Raw genomic sequence first — 26,661 nt, 5'->3', positions numbered from 1 at the left:
AAGGAGAGCGGGATGCCGTGGAGTGATCCAGGCGGAAACGGTAAACAAGACGGTAACGGCAGCAATAAGGGTCCCTTGGGACGGCGTCCCGGAAATTCCGGCGCAAGCTGGAATATCGACAAGATCACCAAAGAACTGCGCAAGCTCGGCGGCAAACTGTCGTCGTCTCCCGGATCTGGACCGCGACGAAAAATTCCTTTTCTTCGTTGGTTTCCCCTAATCGTGGTGCTTGTGCTGATTGGCGTCTGGCTGCTCTCCGGCTTCTATCAAGTCGGCAGCGGTCAGGAGGGCATCGTGCTGCGCTTCGGTCGTGTGGTCGCCACCGTGCCGCCGGGAAGCCACTATCATTGGCCCAGTCCCATCGAGATGGTTGAGACCGTCGAGGTTGGGCGCAGCCGGCGCTTGGTCCTGGGCTACGGGGATTCGGGAGAGGCACTCAGCCCAGGTCGCATCCTCACCAGCAATAATGAGGTAGTCGATGTGCGCTATGCCGCGGATTACCGCATTGCGCATCCCCGCGACTTTCTTTTTGCCAGCAGTAATCCGCAGCAATATCTGGCTTTTGTATTGAGCGCTGCATTGCGCCAGGTGACTAGCGGCATGAGTTCTCAACAGCTGCTTGCCATGGCACACGCGCCGCTCGAACAGCAGCTTCTGCAGAAGGCACAAAATCTCCTGGCCGGCAGCGATAGTGGCATCAGCCTGCAATCCGTGCAGATCATCGAACTCACCCATCCGAAGGCGCTGGATGCCGAGTACGAGAAGATTACCAAGGCGCGCAAGGATGCTGCAGAGCAAGCCGAGCAGGCGAAGGCAGATACCGCCAAGACACTGCTTGCCGCCAAGACTGAGGCCGCCAAGATGACCGATCGCGCCAGCGTGCAGGCAGAACAGTTGCTCGGTAAGGCACAAGGAGACGTCGCACGTTTCAATGCCGTCTACCAGGCCTATCAGCAGGATCCGCAAATCAGCACCAAGCAGATGTATCTGCAGACCATGCAGGACATACTGGCTAAGGCAGGCAAGATCGTCGTGGCGGATGGAAATGGTGCGCAGGTGGCAGTACAGGTTGCTGCACCTACCCAGTCAGCCCCGGCAGGCAAAGCCAGTGCCCCCACCAGCAGTGGAGATAAGGCCTCATGAAACCGATGACCTGGGGCTGGATAGCCCTGGCAGTTGCTGTTTTGCTCTACCTGCTATCCGCCAGTTTCTACCAGCTGCGTCCAGGGCAGAGTGCGGTCATTCTCAACGCCGGGCACGTAGCAGCGGAGCGCTCGCAGGCAGGCCTCTACGTCCACTGGCCTTTTTTACAATCGGTGCAGGTCATTGATACCCGTAGACGCAGCCAGAGCACCAAGGCAGTCACAGTCACGCCGGCTACGGGACCGAGTCTGCAGCTCGACTGTTTTGTGCAGTGGCACGTGAGCGACGCAGAAAAGTTTTACCAGCGGGGACTGAACACTGCCTTGGCCGAGAGCCAGATCAGTGACGTCGTGCAAGCCGCTCTCTCGCGCATCGTCGATAAAAATCCTGGCGTGACGCCAAGTAATGTCGTTCTGGACACTTGGCAGCAAACCTTGCGTAGCCAAGTGAGAGATTCTCTCGCGCGCGATGGCATTTCTCTGGATGAGCTGCATTTTCTGGAACTTGGCTTGACTGCAGAGGCGCAACAGGACGTCTATCGGCAAATGCGAACGGAACTGCAGAGCAAGCTTGCGGCGGAAGAGCTGGCCGGCAAGGAGCGGGTGGAGCAGATCAAAAATGCCGCTGATAAGGAACGCCAGCAAGTCCTCAGCCAGGCCTATGCCTCGGCGCAGCAAACCTTGGGCAAGGCGCAAGCACAGGCAGCCAAGCTCTATGCCGATGCCTACGGAAAAAATCCACGTTTTTATGCCTTTTATCGCAGTCTCGAGGTATTGCGCGATAGCACCAAGGCAGGCGACGTCTGGGTCCTGCCTGCCAACTCTCCGTTACTCCGCTATCTCCATGAGGGACTGCAAGGAGGCGGCAAGCCGTGAGCAAACGTAAAGATACCCTGGCGAGTTGGATCTTGCCCGCCGGTTTTGAGGATATGGGACCGCAGCAGGCGGCAGCGCTCGAAGGAAAGCGTCGTGAGTTGCTGGATCTCTTTGCATCCTGGGGATACCGACAGGTGATCCCGCCCATGCTGGAGCATCTGGAGGGCTTGCTGACTGGTAGCGCCATCGATCTCGATCTGGAAACCTGGAAGGTACTCGATCAGGCCAGTGGGCGTGTGCTGGGCTTCCGCTCGGATATGACGCCACAAATGGCGCGGATCGATGTGCAGATGGCACGCGGTGACGAGGCGCGACGCCTGAGTTACGCCGGCACCGTGTTGCGCGCACGCCCCGATGCCTTGGGCGGGAGCCGCGCGCCCTTTCAGGTGGGGGCCGAGATGTTTGGCGTCGCTAGTGCGGATGCCGATCTCGAGATTCTGAGCCTGATGGTGGAGAGCGTACAGCGCTGCTGTCCAGGTAGCGAACTGGTATTGGATCTGGGGCATGTCGCAATTCCGCAATGCCTGGCAGAAGCGTGCGGGCTTGGTCAGCAGGACCGAGAGGAGCTATTACGTTTCCTGGAACGCAAGGCCTGGCCGGATCTGCGACAGCTTCTGCAGGCGGATGCGGTGCCTCCGCAACAGACCGAGGCATTTCGAGCGTTGTCCGAACTGCATGGCGATCACGAAATCCTGGATCGCGCCCGGCAACGCTTTGCATCTTATCCCGTCATTCTGCGCGCCCTGGAAGAGCTCGATTTTGTCTGGAAAGTACTTGCCCAGCGCTATCCGCAGCTCTGCATTCGTGCGGATCTGGCGGAAATGCAGGGGCATCGCTACCACACCGGCATGCTCTTTGCCTTGTTTTCGCCGCAACGGGGCGCGGCGATTGCCCGCGGTGGGCGCTATGACGGTGTCGGCAAGGCCTTTGGCCGCTATCGTCCGGCGACCGGATTCAGTCTCGATTTACGTCCCTTGTTGCGCGATCTGAGCGAAGAAAGAAATTCTCCACGGGTCTGGGCCCCGGGTGGTTCCGACCCCAGCCTGTGGCAGGCCATACAGGATCTGCGTGCACAAGGGTATACCGTTGTCCAGGACCTGGCTGGTGGCGTCCCCGCGCAACCGCTGCCGGCAGGCTTCGACGCCTGCCTGGTAGTGGAGGGGGGGCGATGGACACTGGCCGGCCGCGAGCCTGAATTTCCCTTTTCTGCATCCTGATCTTTTGCGGAGTCGCTATCGATGTCCAGAAACGTAGTGGTAGTAGGCACCCAGTGGGGTGATGAGGGCAAGGGCAAGATTGTCGACTGGCTTACCGAGCAATGTCAGGCGGTTGCGCGCTTCCAGGGCGGCAACAATGCCGGTCACACTCTGGTCATCGCGGGCAAAAAGACGGTGCTGCATCTCATTCCGTCCGGTATCCTGCGGTCGGAGGTACAGTGTCTCATCGGTAACGGCGTGGTGCTCGATCCCGTGGCTTTGTTCGAAGAATTGGATCCATTGCTGGAAACCGTGCCAGATGCGGCCCAACGCCTAGTCATTTCCGAGGCGTGCCCGCTGATCCTGCCCTATCACAAGCGGCTGGACCTTGCCCGTGAACGGGCCAAGGGGGAAGCGCGCATAGGGACTACCGGGCGAGGGATTGGGCCCGCGTATGAAGACAAGGTAGCGCGGCGGGCCTTGCGGGTGGCGGACCTGTTTCACCGGGAGCGTTTCGCGGCAAAACTGGGCGAGGCGCTCGACTATCACAACTTTGTTTTGCAGCACTACTTCAAGGAAAAACCAGAGGATTTCCATCAGACGCTGGAGCAGAGTCTCGCCTATGCGGAACGCCTGGCACCCATGGTTGCCGATGTCTCTCTGCGCCTCAGCCAGATTCAGGCGGCCGGTGGACGGATTCTGTTTGAAGGGGCGCAAGGGACCATGCTCGACGTCGACCACGGCACCTACCCGTTTGTCACCTCATCCAACACGGTGGCCGGGGCCGCTGCTGCCGGTACCGGGGTAGGGCCCGGCGAACTGGGCTACGTTCTCGGCATCACCAAGGCCTATACCACGCGCGTCGGCTCCGGCCCTTTTCCAACCGAGCTCTTCGATGACACCGGACGCTGGCTGGCAGAGAAGGGCGGCGAGGTAGGCGCCACGACCGGGCGGGCGCGGCGTTGTGGCTGGTTCGATGCCGTGGCCCTGCGCGCTTCCTGTCGAGTCAACGGGGTGAGCGGCCTATGCATGACCAAACTCGACGTGCTCGATGGCCTGGCAGAAATTCGTGTCGCTACCGGCTATCGGGTACGAGGTGCAGAGTGTCGTGAGCTACCTGGCGGCGCCGAATCGCTGGCGGATTGTGAACCTGTCTACGAAAGTTTTCCGGGCTGGTCGGATTCCACTGCCGGTGTTCAACGTTGGCAAGACCTGCCACAAAACGCGCGAAGCTATCTTGAAGCCCTGGCGGAGCTGGTGGAGCGGCCCTTGGCAATTGTTTCTACCGGGCCGGACCGAGCCCACACGATCCTCCGTGAGGCGTTTTTATGAGCTTGAGTTTCTTGTCTTTTCTTATCTGCATTGCGTAGTATGTGGCCTATCATTCCCAGTGGCTGTCATCAAAGTGTCATAAAACTGTCGCACTATTGTCATGGTTTTGGGTCATACTATTGTTTGCTGCAACCCGAACAGGGGGATTGAGGGATGCTCGAAACGCAAGTTCAGAAGGACATGGGTCGTAATACGAAAAAAGGGGAGCGCTCGCTGCGACTGTATCTCGCCCGCCATCAGGATGAGATCGAGGCCGCACAACGGCTGCGCTATCGGGTGTTCAGTGCGGAGTATGGCGCCCAGCTGAGTGGCCCGCCGGGAATCGATCAGGATGAGTATGATCCCTTCTGCGAGCACCTGATCGTCGAGGATGAGGTCCGTCAGGAGGTGGTTGGTACCTATCGTCTTTTCCTGCCCGAGCAAGTAGCCAACGTAGGCCGCTATTATGCGCAGACAGAATTTGACCTGTCGCGTCCCCTGGCCCTGGGCTCACGGGTCATGGAGCTCGGTCGCTCCTGCGTACATCCAGACTATCGTCAGGGAGCCGTGATCGTGCTGTTATGGTCTGGCTTGGCAGAGGCCATGGGCATGTGGGACATCGACCATCTCATGGGTTGCGCCAGCGTGCACAGCACCGATGGTCCGGCGCTTGGCGCCCTGTATCGCTCGCTGGAGCAGCAGATGGTGCCAGCAGAGCAGCGCGTCTTTCCCCTGCGCCAGGTACCCGGCTTCGATCCCGACGCCCAGGTGGAGCCCGTCGAGTTGCCGGCATTGCTGAAAGGCTACTTACGGGCAGGGGTGCGGCTGGGGGGCGAGCCGTATTGGGACCCCCAGTTCCATTGTGCTGACTTTTTTGTGTGGTGCGATTCGCGACTTATTACCTCGCGCTACCAGCAGCGTTTTCTGGATCCTGTGGTCCAAGGCAAATGATCTTTCGTCGGCGACGTATTTCCTCGTCTGCACAAGCGCAACTGATTCCCTATCCCAGCGACCGCATCCTGCGGCGCAGCAAACCACGTTTTTATCGCCGCTTGTGGCGTATCCCCGTCCTTGCCCTGCACCTGGCTTTGGCATTTCCCCTGAGCTGGTGGTACTACGGGCGCAAGGCGGAAATTGATGGATCTGCGTTGGCGGTATTTCGCTGGTGGTGTGGCGTTGCGCTGCGCATCCTGGGAATTCGGCTGCGGGTAGCGGGAGCCTTACCCGTGGCACCGACGATGTTGGCGGCCAACCACGTCTCTTATCTCGATATTCTTGCGCTTGCCGCGATCCGGCCAGGTCAGTTTGTCGCCAAAAAGGAGATGGAGTCCTGGCCTCTCTTTGGACGCCTGGCGCATCGCCTGGGAACCTTTTTCATTGACCGTGGCGATGCCCGGGCCAGCCAGCGGGTGTTGAAAGAGGCGACCAAGGTCCTTCGTGATGGCCGTATCCTGACCATCTTTCCCGAGGGAACGACAAGCGATGGTACAGACGTTGGCGACTTTTTTGCCGCTCCTTTCGAGACTGCCGTTAGTGCCAGCAGTATGGTGGTACCGGTTACCCTGCGTTATGAGGATGTCCTGCGTCCCGGGCATGCGGATCGGGTCTGCCCGTTCATTGGCGACGATACCCTTGCGGGACATCTGTGGCGGCTCACGGCATCGGCACCGCTCACCCTGCGCATCCACTTCGGTTCGCCCTTATCGCCCCAGCTGGGTCGAAGAGAGCTCGCCAAGGAGACCCAGCGTCTGATTCGCGAGTCGTTACAGCGGATGGAGGAGGGCGCTGCAGTGACCTATCTGGATCCGTATCGCCACCGCCTGCGCGAAGCCTGGAAGGCCTGGCGTCACGGTAGTCAGTCCCGCTAGGGCTTCAGGCCACATCAGTATTCTTCGTAGACGCTGTCGTTGCTGCAGCCGTTCCAGGCGTGTACGGTCTCTACCAGCAGTTCTACATTGTCTATTGGTGTTTGCGGCGTGATGCCGTGGCCCAAGTTGAAGATATGTCCTGGCCTTCCCGCATTCGCACAAAGGATATTTTCGATTTCAGCGCGCAACAGGGCGGCTTGACCATAAAGCGCAATCGGGTCGAGATTGCCCTGTACGGCGATCTTCTTACCCAGACGTGTGCGCGCCACGTCGATGTCGATGGTCCAATCTAAGCCGATGACGTTGGCACCGCTCGCCGCCATGCGCTCCAGCCAGTTACCCCCGCCTTTGCTGAAGAGGATGATGGGCAGCTCTTTGGCCTCTGGTGTGGCGCGCAGTCCAGCGATGACCCGCTGCATGGGGGCCAGAGAAAAACGCTCGTAGGCCCAAGTCGTCAACGTACCACCCCAGGTATCAAACAGCATCAGTGCCTGAGCGCCCGCCACAGCTTGCGCGTGCAGGTAGTTTGTCAGCGCCAGCACCAAGCGTTCGAGCAATGCCTCCAGGCTTTCCGGATCGGAATACATCCAAGCCTTTGCATGCAGGAAGTCGCGGCTCCCTCGGCCCTCGATCATGTAGCAGGCGAGGGTCCAGGGGCTGCCGGCAAAGCCAATGAGCGGGACCCGACCGTCCAGCTCCCGGCGGATGAGACGTACTGTATCCATGACGTAGCGTAGATCCTGCTCGGGATCGGGCTGCCCCAGGCGCCGCAGATCATTGGCCTGACGCAATGGATCGCGAAATACCGGACCTTCGCCCTCGAGGAAATCCAGTTCCATGCCCATGGCGTGGGGCACGGTGAGGATGTCGGAAAAGAGGATGGCGGCGTCGAGATCAAAGCGTCGCAGAGGTTGCAGTGTTACCTCACAGGCCAGCTCCGGCGTCTGGCAGAGCTCCAGAAAACCCGATACCTGGGTACGGGTGGCGCGATACTCTGGCAGGTAGCGCCCGGCCTGACGCATCAGCCAGACCGGCGTGCGATCCACCTCCTGTCCCCAGCAGGCCCGCAGGAAGCGATCTGACTTGCTCATTCTGCGGCACTCAAAAAATCGAGGATACCGTCGGCTGCCCGACGTCCTTCATCCACCGCTGTCACCACGAGGTCAGAGCCACGGTGCATGTCACCGCCCACAAAGACCTGGGGGTTGCTGGTCTGGAACTGGCTGTTGGCCGTCACCCGGCCGGCCTTGTCGGTGGCAATGCCAAAGTCGTCAAACCAGGCTGCGGGGGAGGGGTCGAAGCCGAAGGCAATGATCACGGCATCGGCGGGCAAAAGTTCTTCTGAGCCGGGCACGACTTCGGGGTAGCGGCGGCCTTTGCCATCGGCCGCACCGAGTTGCGTGCGCAAGACCTTGACCCCTTGCAGGCCAGACTCAGGGCTGTCAACAATCTCCACGGGCTGGCGGTTGAAGAGGAATTTCACTCCTTCCTCGCGGGCGTTACTGACTTCCCGGCGGGACCCGGGCATATTTTCTTCGTCACGGCGATAGACGCAACTGACCGCCGTCGCACCCTGCCGGATGGCCGTGCGCACACAATCCATGGCGGTGTCACCACCACCCAGCACGACCACGCGTTTGCCGGTAAGGTTGATATAGTGATGCAGAGGATCGGGCAGGGCCATCAGATGGGAGATATTGCCATTGAGGAAGTCCAGGGCCTTGTAGACGCCCGGCAGCTTCTCGCCGGGGAAATGTCCCTGCTTGGCCTTGTAGGTGCCCATGCCCAGGAACACAGCGTCGAAGTCGCGCAACAGATCGGCAAAGGGGACGTCCTTACCGACTTCCTGCCCAAGACGGAACTCGATGCCCATTTCCCGCAGCAGATCGGCGCGCCGCGCGACCACTTCCTTCTCCAGCTTGAAGGGGGGAATACCGAAGGTCAGTAGGCCACCCACGGCAGGGTAGCGGTCGAAGACCACTACATCGACGCCATTGCGGTTGAGGATATCGGCACAGCCGAGGCCCGCCGGCCCGGCGCCCACCACCGCCACGCGCTTGCCCAAACGCGCAACTGGCTCCTGTACCGGCTTCCAGCCGCGCGCCAGGGCTTCCTCGGTGATGAACTTTTCCAGGTTGCCGATGGTAACCGCGCCGTAGTCTTCGTTGAGAGTACAGGCGCCTTCGCAAAGGCGATCCTGGGGACAGATACGACCGCAGATTTCCGGCAGGGTGTTGGTACTGTGGGAAAGGGTTGCGGCCTCCTCGATACGGTTTTCGACAATCAACTGCAACCAGTTGGGAATATAGTTGTGCACCGGGCACTTCCACTCACAGTAGGGATTGCCGCAATGCAGACAACGGTCGGCCTGCAAACGGGCGCTGTCGAGATCGAAGACTTCATAGATCTCGCGGAAGGCCTCGCGACGCTCCTCCACCGGCAGTTTCTTGGGATCCTGCCGACCATCTTCCAAAAAAGCAAAATTATTCATGTCAATTCCTCGCGATGGACAGGGTCAGCTGGCTTCTTCGAGCAACACATCGAGCTTGGCCGCCTTGGGCACTACCAGCCAGACCTGTGCAACAAAACGCGACCAATTGTGCAGTAAATCTTGGGCCAGCAGGCTACCAGTCCATTCTGCGTGACGCTTGATATGGCGCTTCAGTAAGACTTCGTAGCCGCGCATGGACTCGGTATCGATACGATGGACATTGACCAGCTCGCCATTGACGCGATTGGGAAACTGGCCATCGGCATCGCGCACGAAGGCGAGACCACCGGTCATGCCGGCACCGAAATTGACGCCAACCCGGCCGAGAATGATGACCTGGCCGCCCGTCATGTATTCGCAGGCGTGATCGCCGGCGCCCTCGATGACCGCAATCGCACCGGAGTTGCGCACCGCAAAGCGCTCGCCGGCGCGGCCGGCGGCGTGCAGCATGCCGCCGGTTGCGCCATAGAGGCAGGTGTTGCCGATGATTGCCGATTCTGCAGCAACATAGGGGGCGTTCTCGGGTGGAGCGATGATGATGCGGCCACCATTCATGGCCTTGCCGACATAATCATTGGCATCGCCGTGCAGGCACAGGGTCATGCCCTGTACCGAAAAGGCACCAAAGGACTGACCAGCGGTGCCGTGCAGCTCGACATGAATGCAGTCATCGGGCAAGCCGGCATTGCCATAGCGTTTGGCAATCTCGCCTCCGAGCCTTGCGGCAATGGAGCGGTGGGTGTTCTGAATGTGGTAGTGCAGCCGCGTGGGGATCTTTTCCTCCAGGGCCGGACGGGCATCGGCCACGATCTGCTCGGCGAGTTCACCGCGGTCGAAAGGCGGATTGCGATCCTGTTGATGGATGTTGTGATCAGCATTTTCCAGCGTGGCATTGCCGAGCAGGGGGCGCAGATCCAGGGCGGCCTGCTTTTCCGTAATAGCCTTGCCGATCTCCAGCAGGTCACTACGTCCGACTAGGTCGTCAAAGCGACGAATGCCGAGTTCGGCCATGATCTCCCGCACTTCTTCGGCAACGAAACGGAAGTAGTTGATGACTAGTTCCGGCAGTCCCTTGAAATGCTTACGCAGGGTCTCATCCTGGGTAGCCACGCCCGTGGCGCAGTTGTTGAGGTGGCAGATCCGCAGATACTTGCAGCCGAGCACGATCATCGGTGCGGTACCAAAGCCGAAACTCTCGGCGCCGAGCAGGGCGCCTTTCACCACATCGAGCCCGGTCTTGAAGCCGCCGTCGGCCTGCAGACGCACGCGATGGCGCAGGAAGTTCTTACGCAGAGTGACCTGGGTTTCCGCCAGCCCTAGCTCCCAGGGGGAACCGGCATACTTGACCGAAGTCAGTGGACTGGCACCGGTTCCGCCATCGTAGCCAGCAATGGTGATGCGGTCGGCATAGGCCTTGGCTACCCCGGCAGCAACGGTTCCCACCCCGGCTTCGGAGACCAGTTTGACCGAGACATAGGCGCCGGGATTGACCTGCTTGAGATCAAAAATGAGCTGTGCCAGGTCTTCGATGGAGTAGATGTCATGGTGCGGTGGCGGGCTGATCAGCGCCACACCTTCCTTGGCGTAGCGCAGGCGCGCGATGATGCCGCTGACCTTGTGACCAGGCAACTGACCGCCTTCGCCGGGCTTGGCGCCTTGGGCGATCTTGATCTGCAGCTCTTCGGCATTAACCGCGTACTCCGGCGTCACACCAAAACGGCCAGAGGCAATCTGCTTGATTTTGCTGACCTTGTTGTTGTGATAGCGGGCAGGATCCTCACCGCCTTCGCCGGAGTTGGAGCGCCCACCGATGGTATTCATGGCAATCGCCAGGGCCTCGTGGGCTTCGGGAGAGAGCGCACCCAGGGACATCGCGGCGGTATCAAAGCGCGGAGTAATGGCCTCGACCGGTTCCACTTCATGCAAGGGGATCGCCTTTCCACCGCGCAGATTCAGTAGATCGCGGAGATTGGTGACCGGCCGTCCATTCACCAGCTCGGCGAAGCTGCGATAGTCCTCCTGGCGGCCAGAACGGGTGGCGGCCTGCAGACTGGCAACCACATCCGGGTTGTAGGCGTGGTATTCGCCGCCATAGATATATTTCAGCTGACCGCCGGCACTCATTCGTCGATGCGGATGCCAGGCATCTGCCAGCAGGCGCCGTACGTCCGCCTCCAGATGCCGAAAATCCGCGCCCTCAATGCGGCTGACTGTACCGCGAAAACAGCGTTCCACCACCCGCGACGATAGGCCTAACGCCTCAAAGAGCTGGCTACTGCGATAGGAGGCGAGAGTGGAGATCCCCATCTTGGAAAGAATCTTGTACAAGCCTTTGTCGATGCCTTTGCGATAATTGGCCAAGGCCTTGCTTACTCCCACAGGCTGGCTGAAGGCACGGCGCTCGGCCAGGCTGCGCACAATGGCGTAGGCGAGGTAGGGATACACTGCAGTAGCGCCGTAGCCGATGAGAGTGGCGAAATGATGGGGATCACGGGCGTGGGCGGTAGCAACGAGAATGTTGCAGCGAGTACGCAAGCCTGCGTCGATCAGAGCGTGATGCACCGCACCCACCGCCATGAGCGCGGGGATATAGACCTGATCCTTCTGCAATCCGCTGTCGTCCAGTACCACGATGACGGCCCCAGCTTGCACCCCGGCCACGACTTCGGCACAGAGGCTGCTGACCGCCGATTCGAGGTCAGCACTGCTCGGATAGCAGATGTTGAAAATCTGCGCCCGGAAGGCGGGCTCCGAACGCGAAATCAACGCCTGAAAGGCCGCATCGGATAGTACTGGGGAGTGCACCTCGATACGCCGCGCATACTCCGGGCGCTCGGCAAAGAGATTGCTTTCCGTCCCCAGAATGGCATTCAGGGACATGACCAAGGATTCCCGCAACGGGTCGATCGGCGGGTTGGTAACCTGGGCGAACTGCTGGCGGAAATAGTCGGCCAAGTGCCGCGGCTGGGTGGAAAGCACTGCCACCGGGGTGTCATCCCCCATGGAGCCAACTGCCTCTTGGCCTCCTTCGGCGAGCACCCGAATGACCTGGTCTTCCTCTTCCATGCTCACGCCAAAGGCCTTTTCCCAGGCAACCAGATCCGCTACGGGACGAGCGATTTCCGGTGCATCGTCGTCTACATCGAGATGTTCGGCATATTCTGCCAGCCAGTCGCCGTAGGGGACGCTGTTCTGGATACGCAGGTCGATACTGGTGTTGTCCAGTAGCTGGCCGTTGCGCAGGTCTACCGCAAGTATTTGCCCCGGCCCCACCCGTCCCTGGGCGGTGATATCCTGGTGTGTGTAGTCGAACACCCCCACTTCCGAAGCGATATTGATGATGCGGTCGCGGGTGATGACGTAGCGCGCCGGTCGCAGGCCGTTGCGGTCCAGGGCGCAGACCGCCATCTGGCCGTTGTTGAGCACCAAACCGGCGGGGCCATCCCACGCTTCCATGCGCATGGAGTGGTATTCATAGAAGGCGCGCAGTTCCGGGGCCATGTTGGGGACATTGTGCCAAGCTGGCGGAACCAGCAGGCGCAGGGCCTTGAAGAAGTCCATCCCACCCTGCACCAGCAATTCGAGCATGTTGTCCAAGCTGAAGGAATCACTGCCGCCACCCACCGCTGGCAGCACCTCGTCCATGGGCAGGAGATCGGATTGCAGCAGGGGGGCCCGTGCCCGGGCCCAGTTACGGTTGCCCTGAATAGTGTTCAGCTCGCCGTTGTGGGCGAGAATCCGGAAGGGTTGGCATAAACGCCATTCCGGCCAGGTATTGGTGGAGAAGCGTTGATGGTAGCTGACCAGCGCCGAGGCAAAACGTGGGTCGCGCAGATCAGGATAAAAATCCGGCAGATGCTCGGGCATGACCAGCCCTTTGTAGCCGATCACCCGGCTGGAGCAGGTGACTGCAAAGAAATCGCTGTCAGACGCACAGCGTTTTTCTACCCGCCGGCGCAGACGGTAACAGAGGCGTTCGAAGGCATCGTCGTCTGCTTCCTTACTGCTGAGGAATGCCTGCTCGACGCCAGGGAGAGTCTTCAACGCCTCCGCACCGCAGGCTTCGGCCACGGTGGGCACTGCGCGCCAGCCAAGGAGGGTAAGGTCCAGGGCTTGCGCTTCTTCTGCAACGATCTGGCGGATTCCTTCCGCCCGCTGCACATCGCGAGGCAGAAAAAACTGCCCAACGGCAAAGCGTGATGGCAGCGTAATGCCCGACTCGGTCGCCACGGCGCGGAAAAACTCCTGCGGCATCTGGATGAGCAGGCCGCAACCATCCCCACTTTTGCCATCGGCGGCAACCGCTCCACGGTGCGTCAGGCGGGCCAACGAGCCGATGGCCGTGGCCACGATGCCGTGACTGGCCTGGTTGTCCATCTGGGCAATGAGGCCAAAACCACAAGAATCGCGTTCAAAATCTGGAGAGTAGAGATTGTTTGTCATGCTTTCACCATCGGCCGGACCATTCCCTCCCGCCCTATGGCGAAAGGGCTGCCATTATAAGCCGCTGATGCAGCAGAAACCAAGCCGCTTCGGTAATCCACTGTGGCTAGCGGCGGTTTACGACTCGGGGTCGGCGAGCAGTAGGTGTGGTCTGCGCGTTCGCCCGTCCTCGGTCTGGTAGAAGAGCAGCTCGCCGCGGGGTTGGTTTTCGCCTTCGTTAGAACGCGGGTAGCATTCTCGCAATTCACTTCGACGGCCTCGATGGCAGAGCGCGCTGATTTTACAATGCCAAGTAAACATCAATGTAATACCAAAATTACGTTGGAGAAATTCGCCGATCTGAGAGTTTCCACCAAGGAGGACGACCAGATAGTAGCCTAAGGCCGTAGGCGGCAAAACTAAAGGCAAGGTTGCAGCAGCATCGAGCCAGTCACGTCCCCAGAAACGGATACGTGCGAGTAACCAACCAAGGCCGACCCCAAGAATCATGCTTATCGAGGTGGCACAGCTGGCCACCTTGATGGTCAGCCCTAAAGGCGCCAACTCTGCTGCGCTGGGAATCATTTTTTTTCAGTAGGGCGAATATCTATTGCAAAGTCCGCCGGAGTGGCATAGTAGATGGCACTGCTCACCAAGGCATCGACGCCGGTATTGGCGTAGTCTTCGAGGTTGCCATCGTCAATACCTCCCGCTGCGAAGAGTTTCAGGTGCGGATATTCCGCGCGTAAGGCCATCGCCCAGTCATGTAATAGGTCCGCCGGGAACTTATCGAACTGCAGTCCTGCAACGCCGCGCTGAGCGAATTGTCTCGCGTCCGCCAATTTACTGTGTCCCATCTCCAATTCGACGATAATGGGGATTGCGGTCCGGGTCGCTGGGGGGCGCTCCTGCAGTTGTTCGAGCAGGCCTGCCAGCCCTCCCAGGAAGTTACTGTGTTGCCGAAAGAGGAGAATGCTTTCCGAGAGCCCGAGGCGATGGGGGTAGACTCCGCCCACCGCCGCTGCGGCGATTGCCAGGCGTCGAATTCCCGGGAAGTGCTTGCGGGTTCCGACCACGATGACCTGGGCCGAAACCCTCTGTACTCGTTGTTGCCAGTGTTGGGCCCGTTGTGCAATGCCGCTGGAATAGGAAAGGAGACCAGCGACGATTTTCCATGCTCCATGTAGCTCATAGGCCGTGCCAACGGCGCTGAGCACGAGATCACCCGGCGAGATTGTCGAACCGGAAGGAAGGCAGTCCAGCACTTCGGCGCCGAATTGGCCAAGGATTTGCGCCGCAGGCTCAACCCCAGCCAATAGTGTTGCCTCTCGCGCATGTACCGAAAGAACGCCTTTTTGCCTGCCAATACCGAGAAATTCGGTGCTCAGATCCAAATAGGGTAGATCCTCTTGAAGAAGTGCACTAATTTCCGCTGGAGTAAGGATAATCAAGGCAGTACCCCCTCTACTGGAAGAAACCCATGGCGACGAAAAATCTCTTGAGCCGTCGCAGATCGCAGATAATGGACGAATTGTTGTAGTAGGTTTCCTGATGCGCCAAAATTATAGAGGAGTTTTACCCCGGGATGAGAAGAGATAAACCCTGCGCTTACCTGAGGCAGGATCTTGGTAAGACTGCCCGCTGCCGAAATGATCAAATCTTCGGCAGAGGCGGGAATGCTGGCTGACGATAGCAGCAGGCAAATGCCGAGGAGCAGGGCTTGCAGTGGTTTACGGGAATGCATGGTTCATCCTTCTTGGTCTTCAGCAGCGCTCGATACCAACTTCGGTAGCTTTGATGACGGCGCAGACTTCCTGGCCAACGGAAAGCCCCATATCCGTAACGCTGCGGGTGGTGATGACCGAAGTGATGATGCCAATGGAAGTTTCCAATTCCAGCTCAGATACCACACTGCCTTCGACGATCTGGGGGATCTTCCCTTTGAGATGATTGCGTAGACTAGTTTCCATACAGTCTCCTCTCAATGTTGAATACAGGTGGGAAAGATGTAAACCAACGTCGATATATATGAGAATATATAACAAATGGCCGTCGCTGTCCAGTACTGGGATACGCAAAAGCAGGATCAGTTCGTTCCCAGAATCGGAGTATGCAAATCTCAAGAGTAAATTGAGCTTCTGGAATGTACGAAATCAGACAAAATGTCATAGTTATGACAATCTGTTGTTTGACTGGCGACATGCCCTTCAGTTCCAAGCCTTGCGGATTTGCCGAAGGACGACGAGAAACGCTGGCACCCCAAGGAGTTCGGCGAAAATGCCAACGGGTACTCCGACGCTGAGGAGGTTGCGGGCGAGGCTATCGGCCAGCAGCAGATAGGCGGCGCCAAGCAAGGCACTCCCGAGAATCAATCGGCGGTTCCCCGGCCCCAGGAGCAAACGGGCAAGGTGGGGGACGATGAGGCCGATCCAGCCAATCATTCCTGCCATGACTACAGCTAGAGCCGCGAGCAAGGTTGCAAGGAACACCAGTAGCAATCGCAGGCGGTGCACCCGCAATCCCAATGCGTGTGCTTCCTCATCCCCCAGGCTGAGGGCATCCATTTGCGGCCCATAAAAAATCAGTACGGTGATGCTGATAAAAATGGGTAAGGCAAAATAGACGATTTGCGTCAATGGCAGTTCGGAAAGACTACCCATTAGCCAAAAAACGATACTGGGCAATTGCTGGTAGGGATCTGCCGCATATTTGACGAGCGAAAGCAGACCAGTGAATAACGCGCCAGCCAGGATGCCACCCATGACCAGCATCAGGATGGGTTGTCCCGAAAAATGTCTTGCTACGGCAAAAGCCATGGCCACGGCTAACAGGCCAAAGCATAAGGCGCTCAACTGGATGCTCCACCATGGCCCGCCCAGGACAATGCCCAGCGCGCCGCCAAAGGCGGCACCCCCCATTACCCCAAGGATATCCGGGGCTGCTAAGGGGTTACGAAAGACTGCCTGAAAAGTGGCGCCACTGCAGGCAAGTGCCGAGCCGACGAGTAGGGCCGTCAGTAGTCGGGGTAGGCGAATCTGCACAAAAAGCAGATGCAGACTCGTTGCTTGGGTGGCTGGCAGGGTTCCGCTCAGCCAATGCCACAGAGTCACACAAGATATCGGATAGCGACCCCATAACTGCGAGAGCAGGGAAAGCCCAGTAAGGACCACCACCAGCAGCCCGATTCCGATTTTCCTGTTCATGACTGGAGGATGGATTTTGCCTGGTCGGGGCGCAGATCCACTTGCAGAAACTGGTGAAAGAATTGGATCGTGGCCTGTACCATATCGATCTTTGCCTGCTGCGGGTACAGTATGTTCGCTAGCCACAGGCTGCCAATCCCCATCATGAAAGACGGCGGGCGATCCATCCAGTTAAAGGGAGCCCGGGGAACGAGATAGACTTGGTGCGTCTGCACTGCCCTGACGCCTTTCCACGCCGGCAAGGAATAAATGCGGCGATAAAAAATCGGGTCCTGGACAATGATGACATCTGGATTCCAGGCAAGGACCTGCCCCATGCTCACCTGCTGCATTCCTTTTAGCGATGTGGGTTTTGCGGTAAAGACATTGGCTCCACCCGCAGCACGGATGACCTGGGTGTGAGGCGAAGCGGCAGAGTCAGTCATCAAGCCATCGATCCCTTCCGCGTAATATACGGTTTTTCTTTGATTCTGAGGCACTCGGGTGCGAATTTGTTGCAAATGCTCCAAGATTTGCTGGAAATCATTTGCCAGACGGTCGCCCCGCGCACTGACGCCAAGCAACTTGCCTACGCTGCGAAACGCTGCCGGATAATCCTCCAGTGTCGCCAGCGGCACGGCCACGGAGGGAACGCCGATGCGCTGTAACTCCTCGCGCAGCTGCGGACGATCCAGGTAGGGGGCCCAGAGCAACGCGAGCCGTGGGCGCGCAGCAAGAAGCTTCCCCAACTGAGGCGTATCGCCTGGATCCCAGCCTCCCAAGACGGGAAGTTCCTGTTCTGCTGGTAAGATATATTCTGGGCTGGCGGACATCCCGAGTCCTGCCATCCCCCCTAAGGGGAAGTTCCAGCCTGCGAGAAGTTTTGGGTCGAGGCTGTAGACGAGTAGGGTGACCGGCGGGGCCGTACCATAGACACTGTGGGGCGGAAATGGAGTGCTTGAAGGGACATTGTCGTTGGCCATGGCACGACCGCTGTAAGCAAACCAGAGCAGGAGCAGCAAAGAAAACCAAGCCCAGACTACGTAGATGGGGTTTGCTGATGGACGTGAACTTTCCGAAAGCTTTGTGCTTTTCACGGATTTTCTCCTATGGTGGGAAGCTGAATTTGGGTAGTAGGCTGACTGAGGGTGCGATGATGAGGTACCAGGGTTTGTCTACCATCGTGTAGGCGGATCAGGTCGGTGTGGACAGCATATAAACGGTGAAGATGCCTTGGCGTCAGGGTTTCTTCCGGTGTGCCACTGGCTAAAATCCGACCGTTTTGCAGCAGGAACACTCGATTGGCGGCGCGTAGGGCATGCTCAGGGTGATGGGTGCTTTGGAATACGGCGTAGCCAGATGCCGCCAGTTCTTGTATTTGTTCCAAGAGGCGATATTGATTGCCATAATCCAGCCCGTTGACCGGTTGTCGAGAATCAGGGTACGGGCGCCTTGGGCTAGGGCCCGGGCAATGAGCACCAGTTGCCGCTGTCCACCGCTGATTTCTGTATAACGCCTTGTGGCAAGATGACTGATACCCAAGCGCTCCAGGCAGGCTGTGGCCTCCTCGTGTGTCTCCCGGCGTACAGCGCGCAACCAGGATCCATATGGGAGTCGGCCCATGGCGACCATATCCAGTACCGAATAGGGAAAGGTTGCACCATGGTCCTGTGGCACATAAGCCAAACGACGCGCGCGCTCAGCGGCGGGGAGGAGCCGGATATCTTCCCCATCAACCCGTACCTCGCCGCGCTGAGGGCGATAATAACCTAGCAATAGACGAAGCAACGTGCTTTTGCCGCTGCCATTAGCACCCAGCAAGGCCGCAGACTCACCGGCCTTTATCGCCAGCGAAACGTCCGTAAGGACCTCCCGTGGACCGTACCCATAGCTGAGTCCGCATGCTTCCAGGCTCATGATTCCGATCCCCAGCACCACAGAGGTCGTGCTGTGGACCGATCGCACCAGCCGCAAGTTACCCGCAGCGAGGGGGTTCCTCCACTCGCAAGCGCCCGTCTCTGGTCAGAATCGTAGGGTAACATTGCCCGAAACGGTAATGGGTGCGCCGGCATAAAAATTGATCCCTGTTGGATCCTGCAAGTAACTCGAATCGATCAACCCGACATAATGACGATTGAACAGATTTGCCACATTTAGGCTGGTAACCAATGTGCCGACGCCAGCAATCTGGTAGCGGTAACCAAGATCGAGATTGGTCAGAAAATAGCCGGGAATAGGCATTTGATTGCCAGTAGCCGCATACCGCATACCCATATACCGCTCGCTAACGGTAGCATAATAGTGATGATATCGATAGCTGACACTCAGATTGGCAATGTAGCGCGGGGTGTCAGGCAGTTGACTGCCCTGGGCATAGACAATTCCACCAGTCTCATTGCGAAAATCTCGGGTCAGTTGCGCCCGGTTGTAGGTGAATGAGCCATAGAGGGTGAGATTGGGCAGTGGCATGACTGCGCCGCTGAGCTCGGCTCCATAGGCATTGGCTGTGCCCACGTTTTGGGTGTAACCAAAGCCTAATTGCGGGTCGTAGATGCTCACTAGCTTATGATCATATGTGGTATAAAACAGGGTTCCCTTGACATACCAGAGATGTCTTTTTACGCTCATTCCGAGATTATAGCTATTGGATGTTTCTGGACGCAACCCATTATAAATGCTTTGTACCGATAATCCATGTTTGGCCAATACGGCGCTATTCATGATCAACGGAGGCCAATCATTGAAGGCAGGTGCACCGTAATTCCGGCTCCAACTGAAGTCCAGATTGGTCCCCTGATACAAACGCCAGGAAATGCCAAAGTAGGGAAGCCATTGATGTAGATTCTGGCCGGTTACACTGGCCTCGGAATTTATGGAATGGGCCATCTCCAGTGCTTCCCCATAGCTGGCACTTGGAATACCGGAAGTATTGTAAACTGTAAAAGAAGGTGTTGTTTCGATAAGATATCGTGCGCCCGTAGTAATAGATACTGGTCCAAAATTGCGTTGCAATTGCACGAATGGGCTATTGAAGATATGGTTGGTTGTAGGTTTTGCCAGTATCGCCCAGCGCACGAAGGAAAGTTGACCGTCGGGAGTGAAGGTGTAAGCCTGCCAAGCCGTCGGTGGGCCAGGAGGTTGCAGATTTTCGAACCAATATCCCAGTTTGAGGTGAGTGTGATATAAGTTTGCTGAGAGTGTGCTTAAAAAGCCATAATTATGGTGATCAATATCCCATTGTACGACGCCTGGAGTACCAATGCCTGGGGTCTTGGCTGCACCATAGCGGTAGTAACCATTTTCCTGCGAGTAGAATGGTTTGATGTCAAAGTGCAGATTCTTGCTGGGCTGATAGCTGATTTTTCCAAGAATTGCATAATCTTGGAACCTTTGTTGGTTGTAGCGATAATAGTTGACGTCTTGAGCGGGTATCTGGCTCAAAGTATTATTGTAGCTGGCATGATAGAAATTGCCGATATCAGCTGCTTGCGCATAGTTGAGTGGATAGGCATTGGTTTCTTTCATGTTGTTGTAGGCAGCAAATAGCTGGAGCTTCAGCTGTGAGGATAGCCGTTGCGAAATGCCTGTCTCCGCATTATAGCGATAGGCAGGCGTTGCTCCGGGACCTTGCCAGTTACCCCCATGCGTATATGAGAAGGACGCAAATACACGTGTATCGGTAGGTAGAGTACCACTGTCTATGCGGAGGAAACTACGGTAAAAGTCGGTGGAGCCAAAGGTCTGGGATAACACTCCGCCAAAGTTCTTTTGTGGCCAAAGCAAATGCTCGTCAAGTACCCCCTGCGTGGTAAAGATGCTGATTTTACTGGGTGGAATGGCCCCCGCATAGACCGAGATATGGGAGACGTTTTCGAGGTCGAAGAGGAAGAGGCTTCCAGGCCCCGGATCAATACCGAATAACGGTAGGCCCTCGACGGTGCCGATGGCACCATGGGGGTTAGATTCTCCCCGGATTCGAATGCCCTTAGTGCCACCTACCAGGTTCGTCATACCATAAGGACTCGGATTCTGCGCCACTACCGAAGGCAGCATTTGTAATGCGAGGTATGGATTGCTTTGTCCTGGCCCGCCGAGGATCGGTAATGCAGAGCCTTTGATGGTATAGCCGGTATTAGGCCCGGTTGGAATGCTGATGGGTGTGCTGTCGCTAATGGAGCTAGTCGGAACCGTTACTGAAACGACGCCAATCTTGACCGGTGGCTGCGGCGTGTCAGCCAGAGCTTGCTCGGCGAAGATAGCGCTAGCTATGGAAATATATAAGGAGCGGCGCAAAAAGGACGGTATATCCATGTCATTCTCCTGTTTTACAGTCGCTCAGCGATGCTGGCGAATGGGACTCGAATGGGTTCTTCGCTGCGGGTGCGACGGTTGATCATGCGAATGGATAAAGATTCGATCCAGCGCCAGTATTCCTCCACCACCTCTGCAGGAAAAGTGACATCATGCAAGGCTTGCACGTATAGTTCCAGCCAGATTTCGCGGTCGTTTTCCGTAATTGTGAAGGGAAAATGGCGCTCACGAAGGTGTGGGTGTCCACGCCGGTTGGTATAGGACTTGGGTCCACCACAGGCCTCGATGTGGAAATCCGCAGTAATGCCCACAGCATGCCAAAAGTGCTCTTCATTATGCCCGAAAATGGGTTGGATTGAGCTGTGCCAGATCAGCTCATGGTGATGGAAAACCAATTCTCGGATTTTTTCCGTACCGGCTACCTGCGCAACCCGGGGGGATGGAAAGATGACCTCGGGAAAGAGCAAATCTACCATCGGCGGGCGGATGAGTCCGCCATCGCCAAAGGCATCCAGGGGGATTGCGTTGGCATCGCTACAACCGACCTGCATGCCTTCGGGAACGGAAACCTCCATCCCTGTAGACTGCACCACGGGGATGCGCTCACTACTGCTTTGCTCATTCATACTCAATCTCCTAGCTGGTCAGACTTCTCTATATTCTGAAGAGTACAACGCTCGACGATGCCTAGCAATCCTTGGCTACGAGACTGCGCCCCTCTGTATCAAGGCCTTATTAGCTCTTCAGTAAAAAATATACCATTACAATATTTAATAAAAAACATAATGTTATGAAAGTCATTCCTTGTGGAATTGCGGACAGAATGTCAGGAACCAGACAGCTTTGCCTGTTGCTCGGGTTGGCTCAGCAGTTACGCAGGAAGTCTGCGGTACGTTGTAAGGCGCCTTGCAGGTGCTCGTAGAGTTCAGGTTCGATCTGTTGTTCGTCCATGGCGCGTAACATGCAAGCCATCCACTGATCCCGGGCAACATCATCCACAGGGAACGATGCGTGCCTGGCGCGTAGGCGGGGATGGCCAAATTTTTGGACATAGAGATCAGGTCCGCCAAGCCAGCCAGACAGGAAAAGAAAGAGTTTTTCTCGCGCGGAGCTGAGATCTTGGGGATGCACCGCGCGGAGGAGACTTTGCCAAATAGGCTCGCTTTGTCGAACCCCAATCTCGCCACCAAGCAAAACATGAGGTTGCCCACATGAAGTGTCGAAGAACTGGGTTTTTTGAAAAGCAAAAAGGCTTTTTCGGGAACCGATTGTGCTTTTCTGCGTAGCAGAAAGGTTCGACAGGGATATCGGCCCAGAAGGTTTCCAGGCGTTGGAGGGAGGGGGTAGGGGTCGGCACTGCGCCCCACCCATTTCGCCTACGACTGGAGTGCCCGCGCAGAAAGGATTTCCCGCTCCATGCGGAGCTGAAATGTCTTGGCGGTATGAAGGCGAAGCTTGGCATGCGCCGGTATGAAGATGGGTTCTTTCGTCTTTGGGTTTCTTCCTTCATGCGGTGCGCTGATGGCCGCCTTCAGATGTCCAAGATGGCCAATCGGGACTCGGTCCAGTGCACATAATTGTTCAGCGATGATATCCATCAGGTTGTCATGGAGATGTTCTGCCAGATTGCGGTGAATGCCGGTTCGATGTGCCAACTCCTGAATCAATTCGGCTTTGGTCATTGCTCTAGTCCCTCATGCAGCAGGTTTTGCAAAGATGATAAAATTTGTTCTGGTTTGGGTGGGCAACCGAGGCAACGTTCGTGCACCGGAAGAAGGGTTTCCACGGGTCCGAGAACGGCGTAACTGTCATGAAAAATCCCTCCGGTGCATGCGCAGTCGCCTACGGCTAGCACTTTTTTGGGCTTGGGCATAGCGTCGTAGGTGTCTTGCAAAGCAGCGGCCATGTGGCGACTTAGCGGCCCCGTGACGAGTAGGATATCTGCATGGCGGGGCGATGCGGCAAATCGCAGGCCGGCTTGTTCCAAGCCATAGTGGGGGCCACCCAATGCCTGGATTTCGAGCTCGCAGGCATTACAGGAACCCGCATCCACATGACGGATCACCGCCCTCCGGGAAAATGGCGTCACCTTCTTTGGTGAGGATGACGATGGCATTGGGTCGCCGACTTTGCCCAGGCGCCACGCTTCTCTCAAAATTCGGTACATGGGTACTCTCCTTGCCGCGGTATCAGAGATCGTGACCGCTATAGCTCAAATTGAAAGACTTATTGATCAATGGGAAATCGGCGACGATGTCCTGCAGCACCGCTTCTTCGAGAACGGGCCACAGAGACCAGGAAGGATCGTGGGGATGGCATCGGGCAATGCGGCCCGCTTCCAATCGTAGCGCCACAAAAATCTCACCACGCCATCCCTCTACGATGCCGAGACCTTCCCCAACGCTTGGCAGTGGCAATGGCATCTTACAGGCACCCGTGGGAAGTTCCTGGAGGAGCTTTTCCTGCCAGCGCAGAGAGGCAAAAACTTCCGCAAAGCGAACAGCCCAGCGGCTTGCCACATCACCGCTGCTCGCCAGCGAGATTTCCATGGGGAAACGGTCATAGGGAGCGGGAGCAAATTGCACCCGCAGGTCCCAAGCCTGCCCACTCGCGCGTCCGGCCAGCCCGCCCATTCCCCAGTCGACGGCTCGGTCCGGCGCAATGGTGCCGGTGCCCACCAAGCGGTCGCGCAGGCCTGCATGTTCCTGCAGCAGTAATTCCAGGTCTTGCAAACGTTGTTGCCAGCGCAAGCCACTGGCACGCAGTTGCTGGCAGGTATCCGCACCGAGATCCATGGTGAGGCCGCCGGGACAGATGAGATCCATGAGGTAACGATGTCCAAAGATCCTTTCATTTTCCCGCAGCATTTCTTCCTTGATGGCCAGCAGTTGGGTCAGAGCAAAGGCAAGGCCGGCGTCATTGCCGAGGGCCCCCAGATCCCCCAAGTGATTGGCCAAGCGCTCACGCTCCAGCAAAAGGCCACGCAAGGCCTGTGCTCGTTCCGGGAGATGAACACCCGCGATGCTCTCCAAAGCCATGGCATAGGCCCAGGCATAGGCTACCGTGCTGTCACCGCTCACGCGACCCAGTAGGACAAGAGCGGCAAAAGGGTCCTGCCCCTGCAACAGGCGCTCGATTCCTTTGTGAGTGTAGCCGAGGCGCTCTTCCAAACGTAAGATCTGCTCTCCCAGACAGGTGAAGCGAAAATGCCCCGGCTCGATGGTGCCGGCATGGACGGGGCCGACGGGTATTTCGTGCAGATCGTCGCCGGGTAGACCCTGGAAAGCATAGTCGGTATCTCCCTGCGTACTCAGTTCGGTGAGGGGGACGGGGTTTGCGCGTAAAGGCAAAAAGGTGCTGGGCCAGGCCGCATGGCGCAACCAGGGGCGCTGGTCCGCGTTGCCCTGCGGGCGTAGACCCAGCAGGTCGGCAATGGCCCGCTCCTGGCGTACCGCCGTGGGAAAAATTTCTGCGAGGCTGGGAAATCCCTCTACCCCTTGCGCTAGGGCGAGGTTGCACCAGTAGCAGGAATCCGCAGTCAAAAACAGGGCGTGGATGCGATACTGCCTGTCGTTTCGTTCTTCCCCCCAGATACCCAAAAGCCGCGCACCCCGCCGGCGTAGGGTCTGCGCCAATGTCTGCCAGTCTTTGGCCAGAACGTCTCGCTGATGGATGGGAAGGGGACCCGCGATGACGCGAAACGGCGCGCTTCCATTTTCCCAGAGTGCTTCTTCATTCATTGTAAAATCCCGACGACATTATGCATCCAGCCCGCCAGCGCAGCGGGGATCCAGACGCCGAGAAGGAGTACAGCAAAGAGTTGCAAAAAGATTGGGCTGAAGCCGCCGGCACGGACCAATACCTGTGGGGTACGGGGTTCGCCGAGCAGCATATGCAAAAGACGGGGGAAAATGGCCGCAAAGGCGATCCCCAGACCGAGGAGCAGTAGGGGAGTCGTGAACCAGGCGCGTTGAATGCTCGCTACCACGATCAAAAACTCGCTGAGAAACAGGGAACCGGGGGGCATTCCGACAATGGCCAGGATGGAAAGGAGCAATGACCAGCCGAGGGTCGGACGGAGCTTGAGAATGCCGCGTAGGTCCTTTAGTTCACGAGAGTCGGCTTCCTGCACGGCGCGACCCACCGAAAAAAACACCGAGGACTTGGCTAGACTGTGGCCCATCATGTGCAACACACCGGCAAAGATGGCGAGCGGTCCACCCAGTCCAAAGGCAATGGCGATAAGTCCCATGTGTTCCACGGAAGAGTAGGCAAACAAGCGCTTCACATCGTGCTGACGCAGCATGGAAAAGGCCGCCAACAGCAAGGAAAGGAGGCCAAATGCCAGCAGGAGATGCGCAGCAAAATCGGTCCCCGAGGCAGCATCGGTGAGACTTTTGAAGCGCAGAATGGCATACAGTGCAACATTGAGCAGTAATCCAGAGAGGACGGCAGACACCGTACTCGGGCCAGCGGCATGGGCATCGGGCAACCAGGTATTGAGGGGGGCAAAGCCGACCTTGGTTCCGTATCCCACGAAAACAAAGACGAAGGCCAGGGTCAGCACGGTTCCGTTCAACTGGCTGGCGTGCTGGTGCAACGCCGACCAGAGCAGTGCCTTGGCGCCATCGCCCAACACCGGTTGCGCGGCGAAATACAGGAGGATCGTGCCGAAGAGCGCCATCGCGAGACCGACGCCACAGAGGATGAAATATTTCCAGGCGGCTTCCAGGCTTTCTCCACTGCGCTGCAGACTCACCAGTAATACCGTCGATAGGGTGGCACCTTCGAGCGCCACCCAGAGGATGCCCATATTGTTGCTCAACAGGGCCAAGAACATGGTTGCCAAAAAGCTCTGAAACATGGCGTGGTACAGGCGCTGGCGACCTTTGCTAAAATGGTGGTGTTCTACTTCCTGTTGCCAGTAACTGGCAGAAAACCAAGCCGTCGTTAGCCCGATAACCCCGTTCAGCAAGACCAGGATCAAAGACAAGGCATCCATGCGCAATTCGTCAGCAAGGGCAGTCAGGGGACCATGTCGTAAAAATTCCCAGGCCGCCAGCAGGCTCAGCAGAAATACGGCAAAATTGATCGTCATAAAGATCCAGCGCCCTCTGCGGCCATCGCCCAAGAAGGCGAGCACGGGAATGCCCAAGGCTACTACTACCAGGAGCCAGAGCAGGATCATTGGTTTTCTCGCAAATGTTCCAGCCAGTGCAAATCGAGGCTCTCAAAGCTTTCGCGGATGTGAAAGAAGAACACCCCGAGGATAAGGAAGGCAATGAGGGCATCGAGTGCAATGCCAAGTTCTACGATGAGCGGCATTCCCAAGGTGGCACTGGTGGCGCCAAAGAACAAGGCATTATCCATGGCCAAGAAACCCACCACCTCAGAAATGGCCTTGCGGCGGGTGATCATCATCAAAAAGGCCAAGAGGAATGCTGCCAAGGCAATACCGAGCATGCCATGGGTAGCTGCTGGCAGACTGCCTGCTAGTGGCGCCGCCAAGGCAAAGGCAAAAATGACCAGCACGATGCCGAGCAGTTGGACACTTGCGACATTCAGGCTCATTTCCACGTCACCGCGTACCTGTAGGCGCCGCAGCAAGCGATGGAGCAAGAACGGAATCAAGAGCCCCTTGAGACTCAGGGTCAGCGTTGCCGAAACCCAGAGCAGGCGATCGCCGGTGAGCACAGCCACCATGGCGGTGCTGAGGGCAAGCGTGATCCCCTGCCATGCCAACAGGTGGATCAGGCTCAGGAGACGACGCTGGGCCAAGAGAGCAAAGCTCAGCAATAACATCCAGGCGGCCAGGAATTTGAGGATCGAGAGAAGGGAAAATAGATCGAGGAACGGACGCAT

General features: G+C 57.6%; 24 protein-coding genes. 6 read left to right on the top strand and 18 right to left on the bottom strand.

What is annotated here, in order from left to right:
• The first annotated feature begins 12 nt into the window (after nt 1-12).
• The 6 genes from hflK (at nt 13) to AC2VNM_RS06220 (ending at nt 6,393) form a co-directional block, all read left to right on the top strand.
• Nucleotides 13-1,143, top strand: coding sequence for a protease modulator HflK (hflK, locus tag AC2VNM_RS06245; protein ID WP_483165450.1), 1,131 nt, complete (start codon nt 13-15; stop codon nt 1,141-1,143).
• Nucleotides 1,140-2,018, top strand: a complete 879-nt coding sequence (locus AC2VNM_RS06240; RefSeq protein WP_483165451.1) for an SPFH domain-containing protein — start codon at nt 1,140-1,142, stop codon at nt 2,016-2,018. Before hflK ends, AC2VNM_RS06240 begins: the two co-directional genes overlap by 4 nt.
• On the top strand, nt 2,015-3,235 hold the full coding sequence (locus AC2VNM_RS06235; protein WP_483165452.1) for an ATP phosphoribosyltransferase regulatory subunit: 1,221 nt from the start codon (nt 2,015-2,017) through the stop codon (nt 3,233-3,235). Before AC2VNM_RS06240 ends, AC2VNM_RS06235 begins: the two co-directional genes overlap by 4 nt.
• A 21-nt stretch (nt 3,236-3,256) precedes the next feature.
• Nucleotides 3,257-4,546, top strand: coding sequence for an adenylosuccinate synthase (locus AC2VNM_RS06230; RefSeq protein WP_483165453.1), 1,290 nt, complete (start codon nt 3,257-3,259; stop codon nt 4,544-4,546).
• Nucleotides 4,547-4,699: 153 nt separating this feature from the next.
• Nucleotides 4,700-5,476, top strand: coding sequence for a GNAT family N-acetyltransferase (locus AC2VNM_RS06225; RefSeq protein ID WP_483165454.1), 777 nt, complete (start codon nt 4,700-4,702; stop codon nt 5,474-5,476).
• Entirely contained in the window at nt 5,473-6,393 is a 921-nt protein-coding gene (locus AC2VNM_RS06220) for a lysophospholipid acyltransferase family protein (RefSeq protein WP_483165455.1), read from the top strand. The genes AC2VNM_RS06225 and AC2VNM_RS06220 overlap by 4 nt, the downstream gene beginning before the upstream one ends.
• A gap of 14 nt (nt 6,394-6,407) precedes the next feature.
• Here the strand turns inward: AC2VNM_RS06220 and hemE are convergent, their stop codons facing one another.
• From hemE to AC2VNM_RS06130, 18 genes are all read right to left on the bottom strand, one after another.
• Entirely contained in the window at nt 6,408-7,484 is a 1,077-nt protein-coding gene (gene hemE / locus AC2VNM_RS06215) for a uroporphyrinogen decarboxylase (protein ID WP_483165456.1), read from the bottom strand.
• Nucleotides 7,481-8,884, bottom strand: coding sequence for an FAD-dependent oxidoreductase (locus AC2VNM_RS06210; RefSeq protein WP_483165457.1), 1,404 nt, complete (start codon nt 8,882-8,884; stop codon nt 7,481-7,483). Before AC2VNM_RS06210 ends, hemE begins: the two co-directional genes overlap by 4 nt.
• A 24-nt stretch (nt 8,885-8,908) precedes the next feature.
• Entirely contained in the window at nt 8,909-13,327 is a 4,419-nt protein-coding gene (gene gltB / locus AC2VNM_RS06205; RefSeq protein ID WP_483165458.1) for a glutamate synthase large subunit, read from the bottom strand.
• Between the two features lie 117 nt (nt 13,328-13,444).
• Nucleotides 13,445-13,891, bottom strand: a complete 447-nt coding sequence (locus AC2VNM_RS06200) for a molybdate ABC transporter permease subunit (protein WP_483165459.1) — start codon at nt 13,889-13,891, stop codon at nt 13,445-13,447.
• On the bottom strand, nt 13,888-14,700 hold the full coding sequence (locus tag AC2VNM_RS06195) for a beta/alpha barrel domain-containing protein (RefSeq protein ID WP_483165460.1): 813 nt from the start codon (nt 14,698-14,700) through the stop codon (nt 13,888-13,890). The genes AC2VNM_RS06200 and AC2VNM_RS06195 overlap by 4 nt, the downstream gene beginning before the upstream one ends.
• A gap of 53 nt (nt 14,701-14,753) precedes the next feature.
• Nucleotides 14,754-15,050: a molybdate ABC transporter substrate-binding protein gene (locus tag AC2VNM_RS06190; RefSeq protein WP_483165461.1), complete on the bottom strand. Its 297-nt coding sequence runs from the start codon at nt 15,048-15,050 to the stop codon at nt 14,754-14,756.
• A gap of 19 nt (nt 15,051-15,069) precedes the next feature.
• Nucleotides 15,070-15,276, bottom strand: coding sequence for a TOBE domain-containing protein (locus AC2VNM_RS06185; RefSeq protein ID WP_483165462.1), 207 nt, complete (start codon nt 15,274-15,276; stop codon nt 15,070-15,072).
• Nucleotides 15,277-15,513: 237 nt separating this feature from the next.
• The gene (locus AC2VNM_RS06180) at nt 15,514-16,509 is read right to left on the bottom strand and encodes a FecCD family ABC transporter permease (RefSeq protein ID WP_483165463.1); all 996 of its coding nucleotides are present in this window, start codon (nt 16,507-16,509) and stop codon (nt 15,514-15,516) included.
• The gene (locus tag AC2VNM_RS06175; protein ID WP_483165464.1) at nt 16,506-17,585 is read right to left on the bottom strand and encodes an ABC transporter substrate-binding protein; all 1,080 of its coding nucleotides are present in this window, start codon (nt 17,583-17,585) and stop codon (nt 16,506-16,508) included. The genes AC2VNM_RS06180 and AC2VNM_RS06175 overlap by 4 nt, the downstream gene beginning before the upstream one ends.
• A 169-nt stretch (nt 17,586-17,754) precedes the next feature.
• Nucleotides 17,755-18,405, bottom strand: coding sequence for an ABC transporter ATP-binding protein (locus tag AC2VNM_RS06170; protein ID WP_486913038.1), 651 nt, complete (start codon nt 18,403-18,405; stop codon nt 17,755-17,757).
• Between the two features lie 105 nt (nt 18,406-18,510).
• Nucleotides 18,511-20,799: a TonB-dependent receptor gene (locus AC2VNM_RS06165; protein ID WP_483165466.1), complete on the bottom strand. Its 2,289-nt coding sequence runs from the start codon at nt 20,797-20,799 to the stop codon at nt 18,511-18,513.
• A gap of 14 nt (nt 20,800-20,813) precedes the next feature.
• On the bottom strand, nt 20,814-21,425 hold the full coding sequence (locus AC2VNM_RS06160; protein ID WP_486913037.1) for a globin domain-containing protein: 612 nt from the start codon (nt 21,423-21,425) through the stop codon (nt 20,814-20,816).
• Nucleotides 21,426-21,663: 238 nt separating this feature from the next.
• Complete coding sequence (locus AC2VNM_RS06155; protein WP_483165468.1) at nt 21,664-22,170, bottom strand: group II truncated hemoglobin; 507 nt, start codon at nt 22,168-22,170, stop codon at nt 21,664-21,666.
• 5 nt (nt 22,171-22,175) lie between these two features.
• Complete coding sequence (locus tag AC2VNM_RS06150) at nt 22,176-22,481, bottom strand: HU family DNA-binding protein (protein ID WP_483165469.1); 306 nt, start codon at nt 22,479-22,481, stop codon at nt 22,176-22,178.
• Complete coding sequence (locus AC2VNM_RS06145) at nt 22,478-22,966, bottom strand: NADH-quinone oxidoreductase subunit B family protein (RefSeq protein WP_483165470.1); 489 nt, start codon at nt 22,964-22,966, stop codon at nt 22,478-22,480. The genes AC2VNM_RS06150 and AC2VNM_RS06145 overlap by 4 nt, the downstream gene beginning before the upstream one ends.
• A gap of 22 nt (nt 22,967-22,988) precedes the next feature.
• Complete coding sequence (locus AC2VNM_RS06140) at nt 22,989-24,539, bottom strand: hydrogenase large subunit (RefSeq protein WP_483165471.1); 1,551 nt, start codon at nt 24,537-24,539, stop codon at nt 22,989-22,991.
• The gene (locus AC2VNM_RS06135; RefSeq protein WP_483165472.1) at nt 24,536-25,987 is read right to left on the bottom strand and encodes a hydrogenase 4 subunit F; all 1,452 of its coding nucleotides are present in this window, start codon (nt 25,985-25,987) and stop codon (nt 24,536-24,538) included. Before AC2VNM_RS06135 ends, AC2VNM_RS06140 begins: the two co-directional genes overlap by 4 nt.
• Entirely contained in the window at nt 25,984-26,661 is a 678-nt protein-coding gene (locus tag AC2VNM_RS06130; protein WP_483165473.1) for a formate hydrogenlyase, read from the bottom strand. Before AC2VNM_RS06130 ends, AC2VNM_RS06135 begins: the two co-directional genes overlap by 4 nt.

The sequence above is a fragment of the Acidithiobacillus sp. TH-A67 genome (assembly GCF_057473545.1).
Note: the sequence above shows the minus strand (reverse complement) of the source record. Positions and strands in the feature narration are given on the sequence as shown.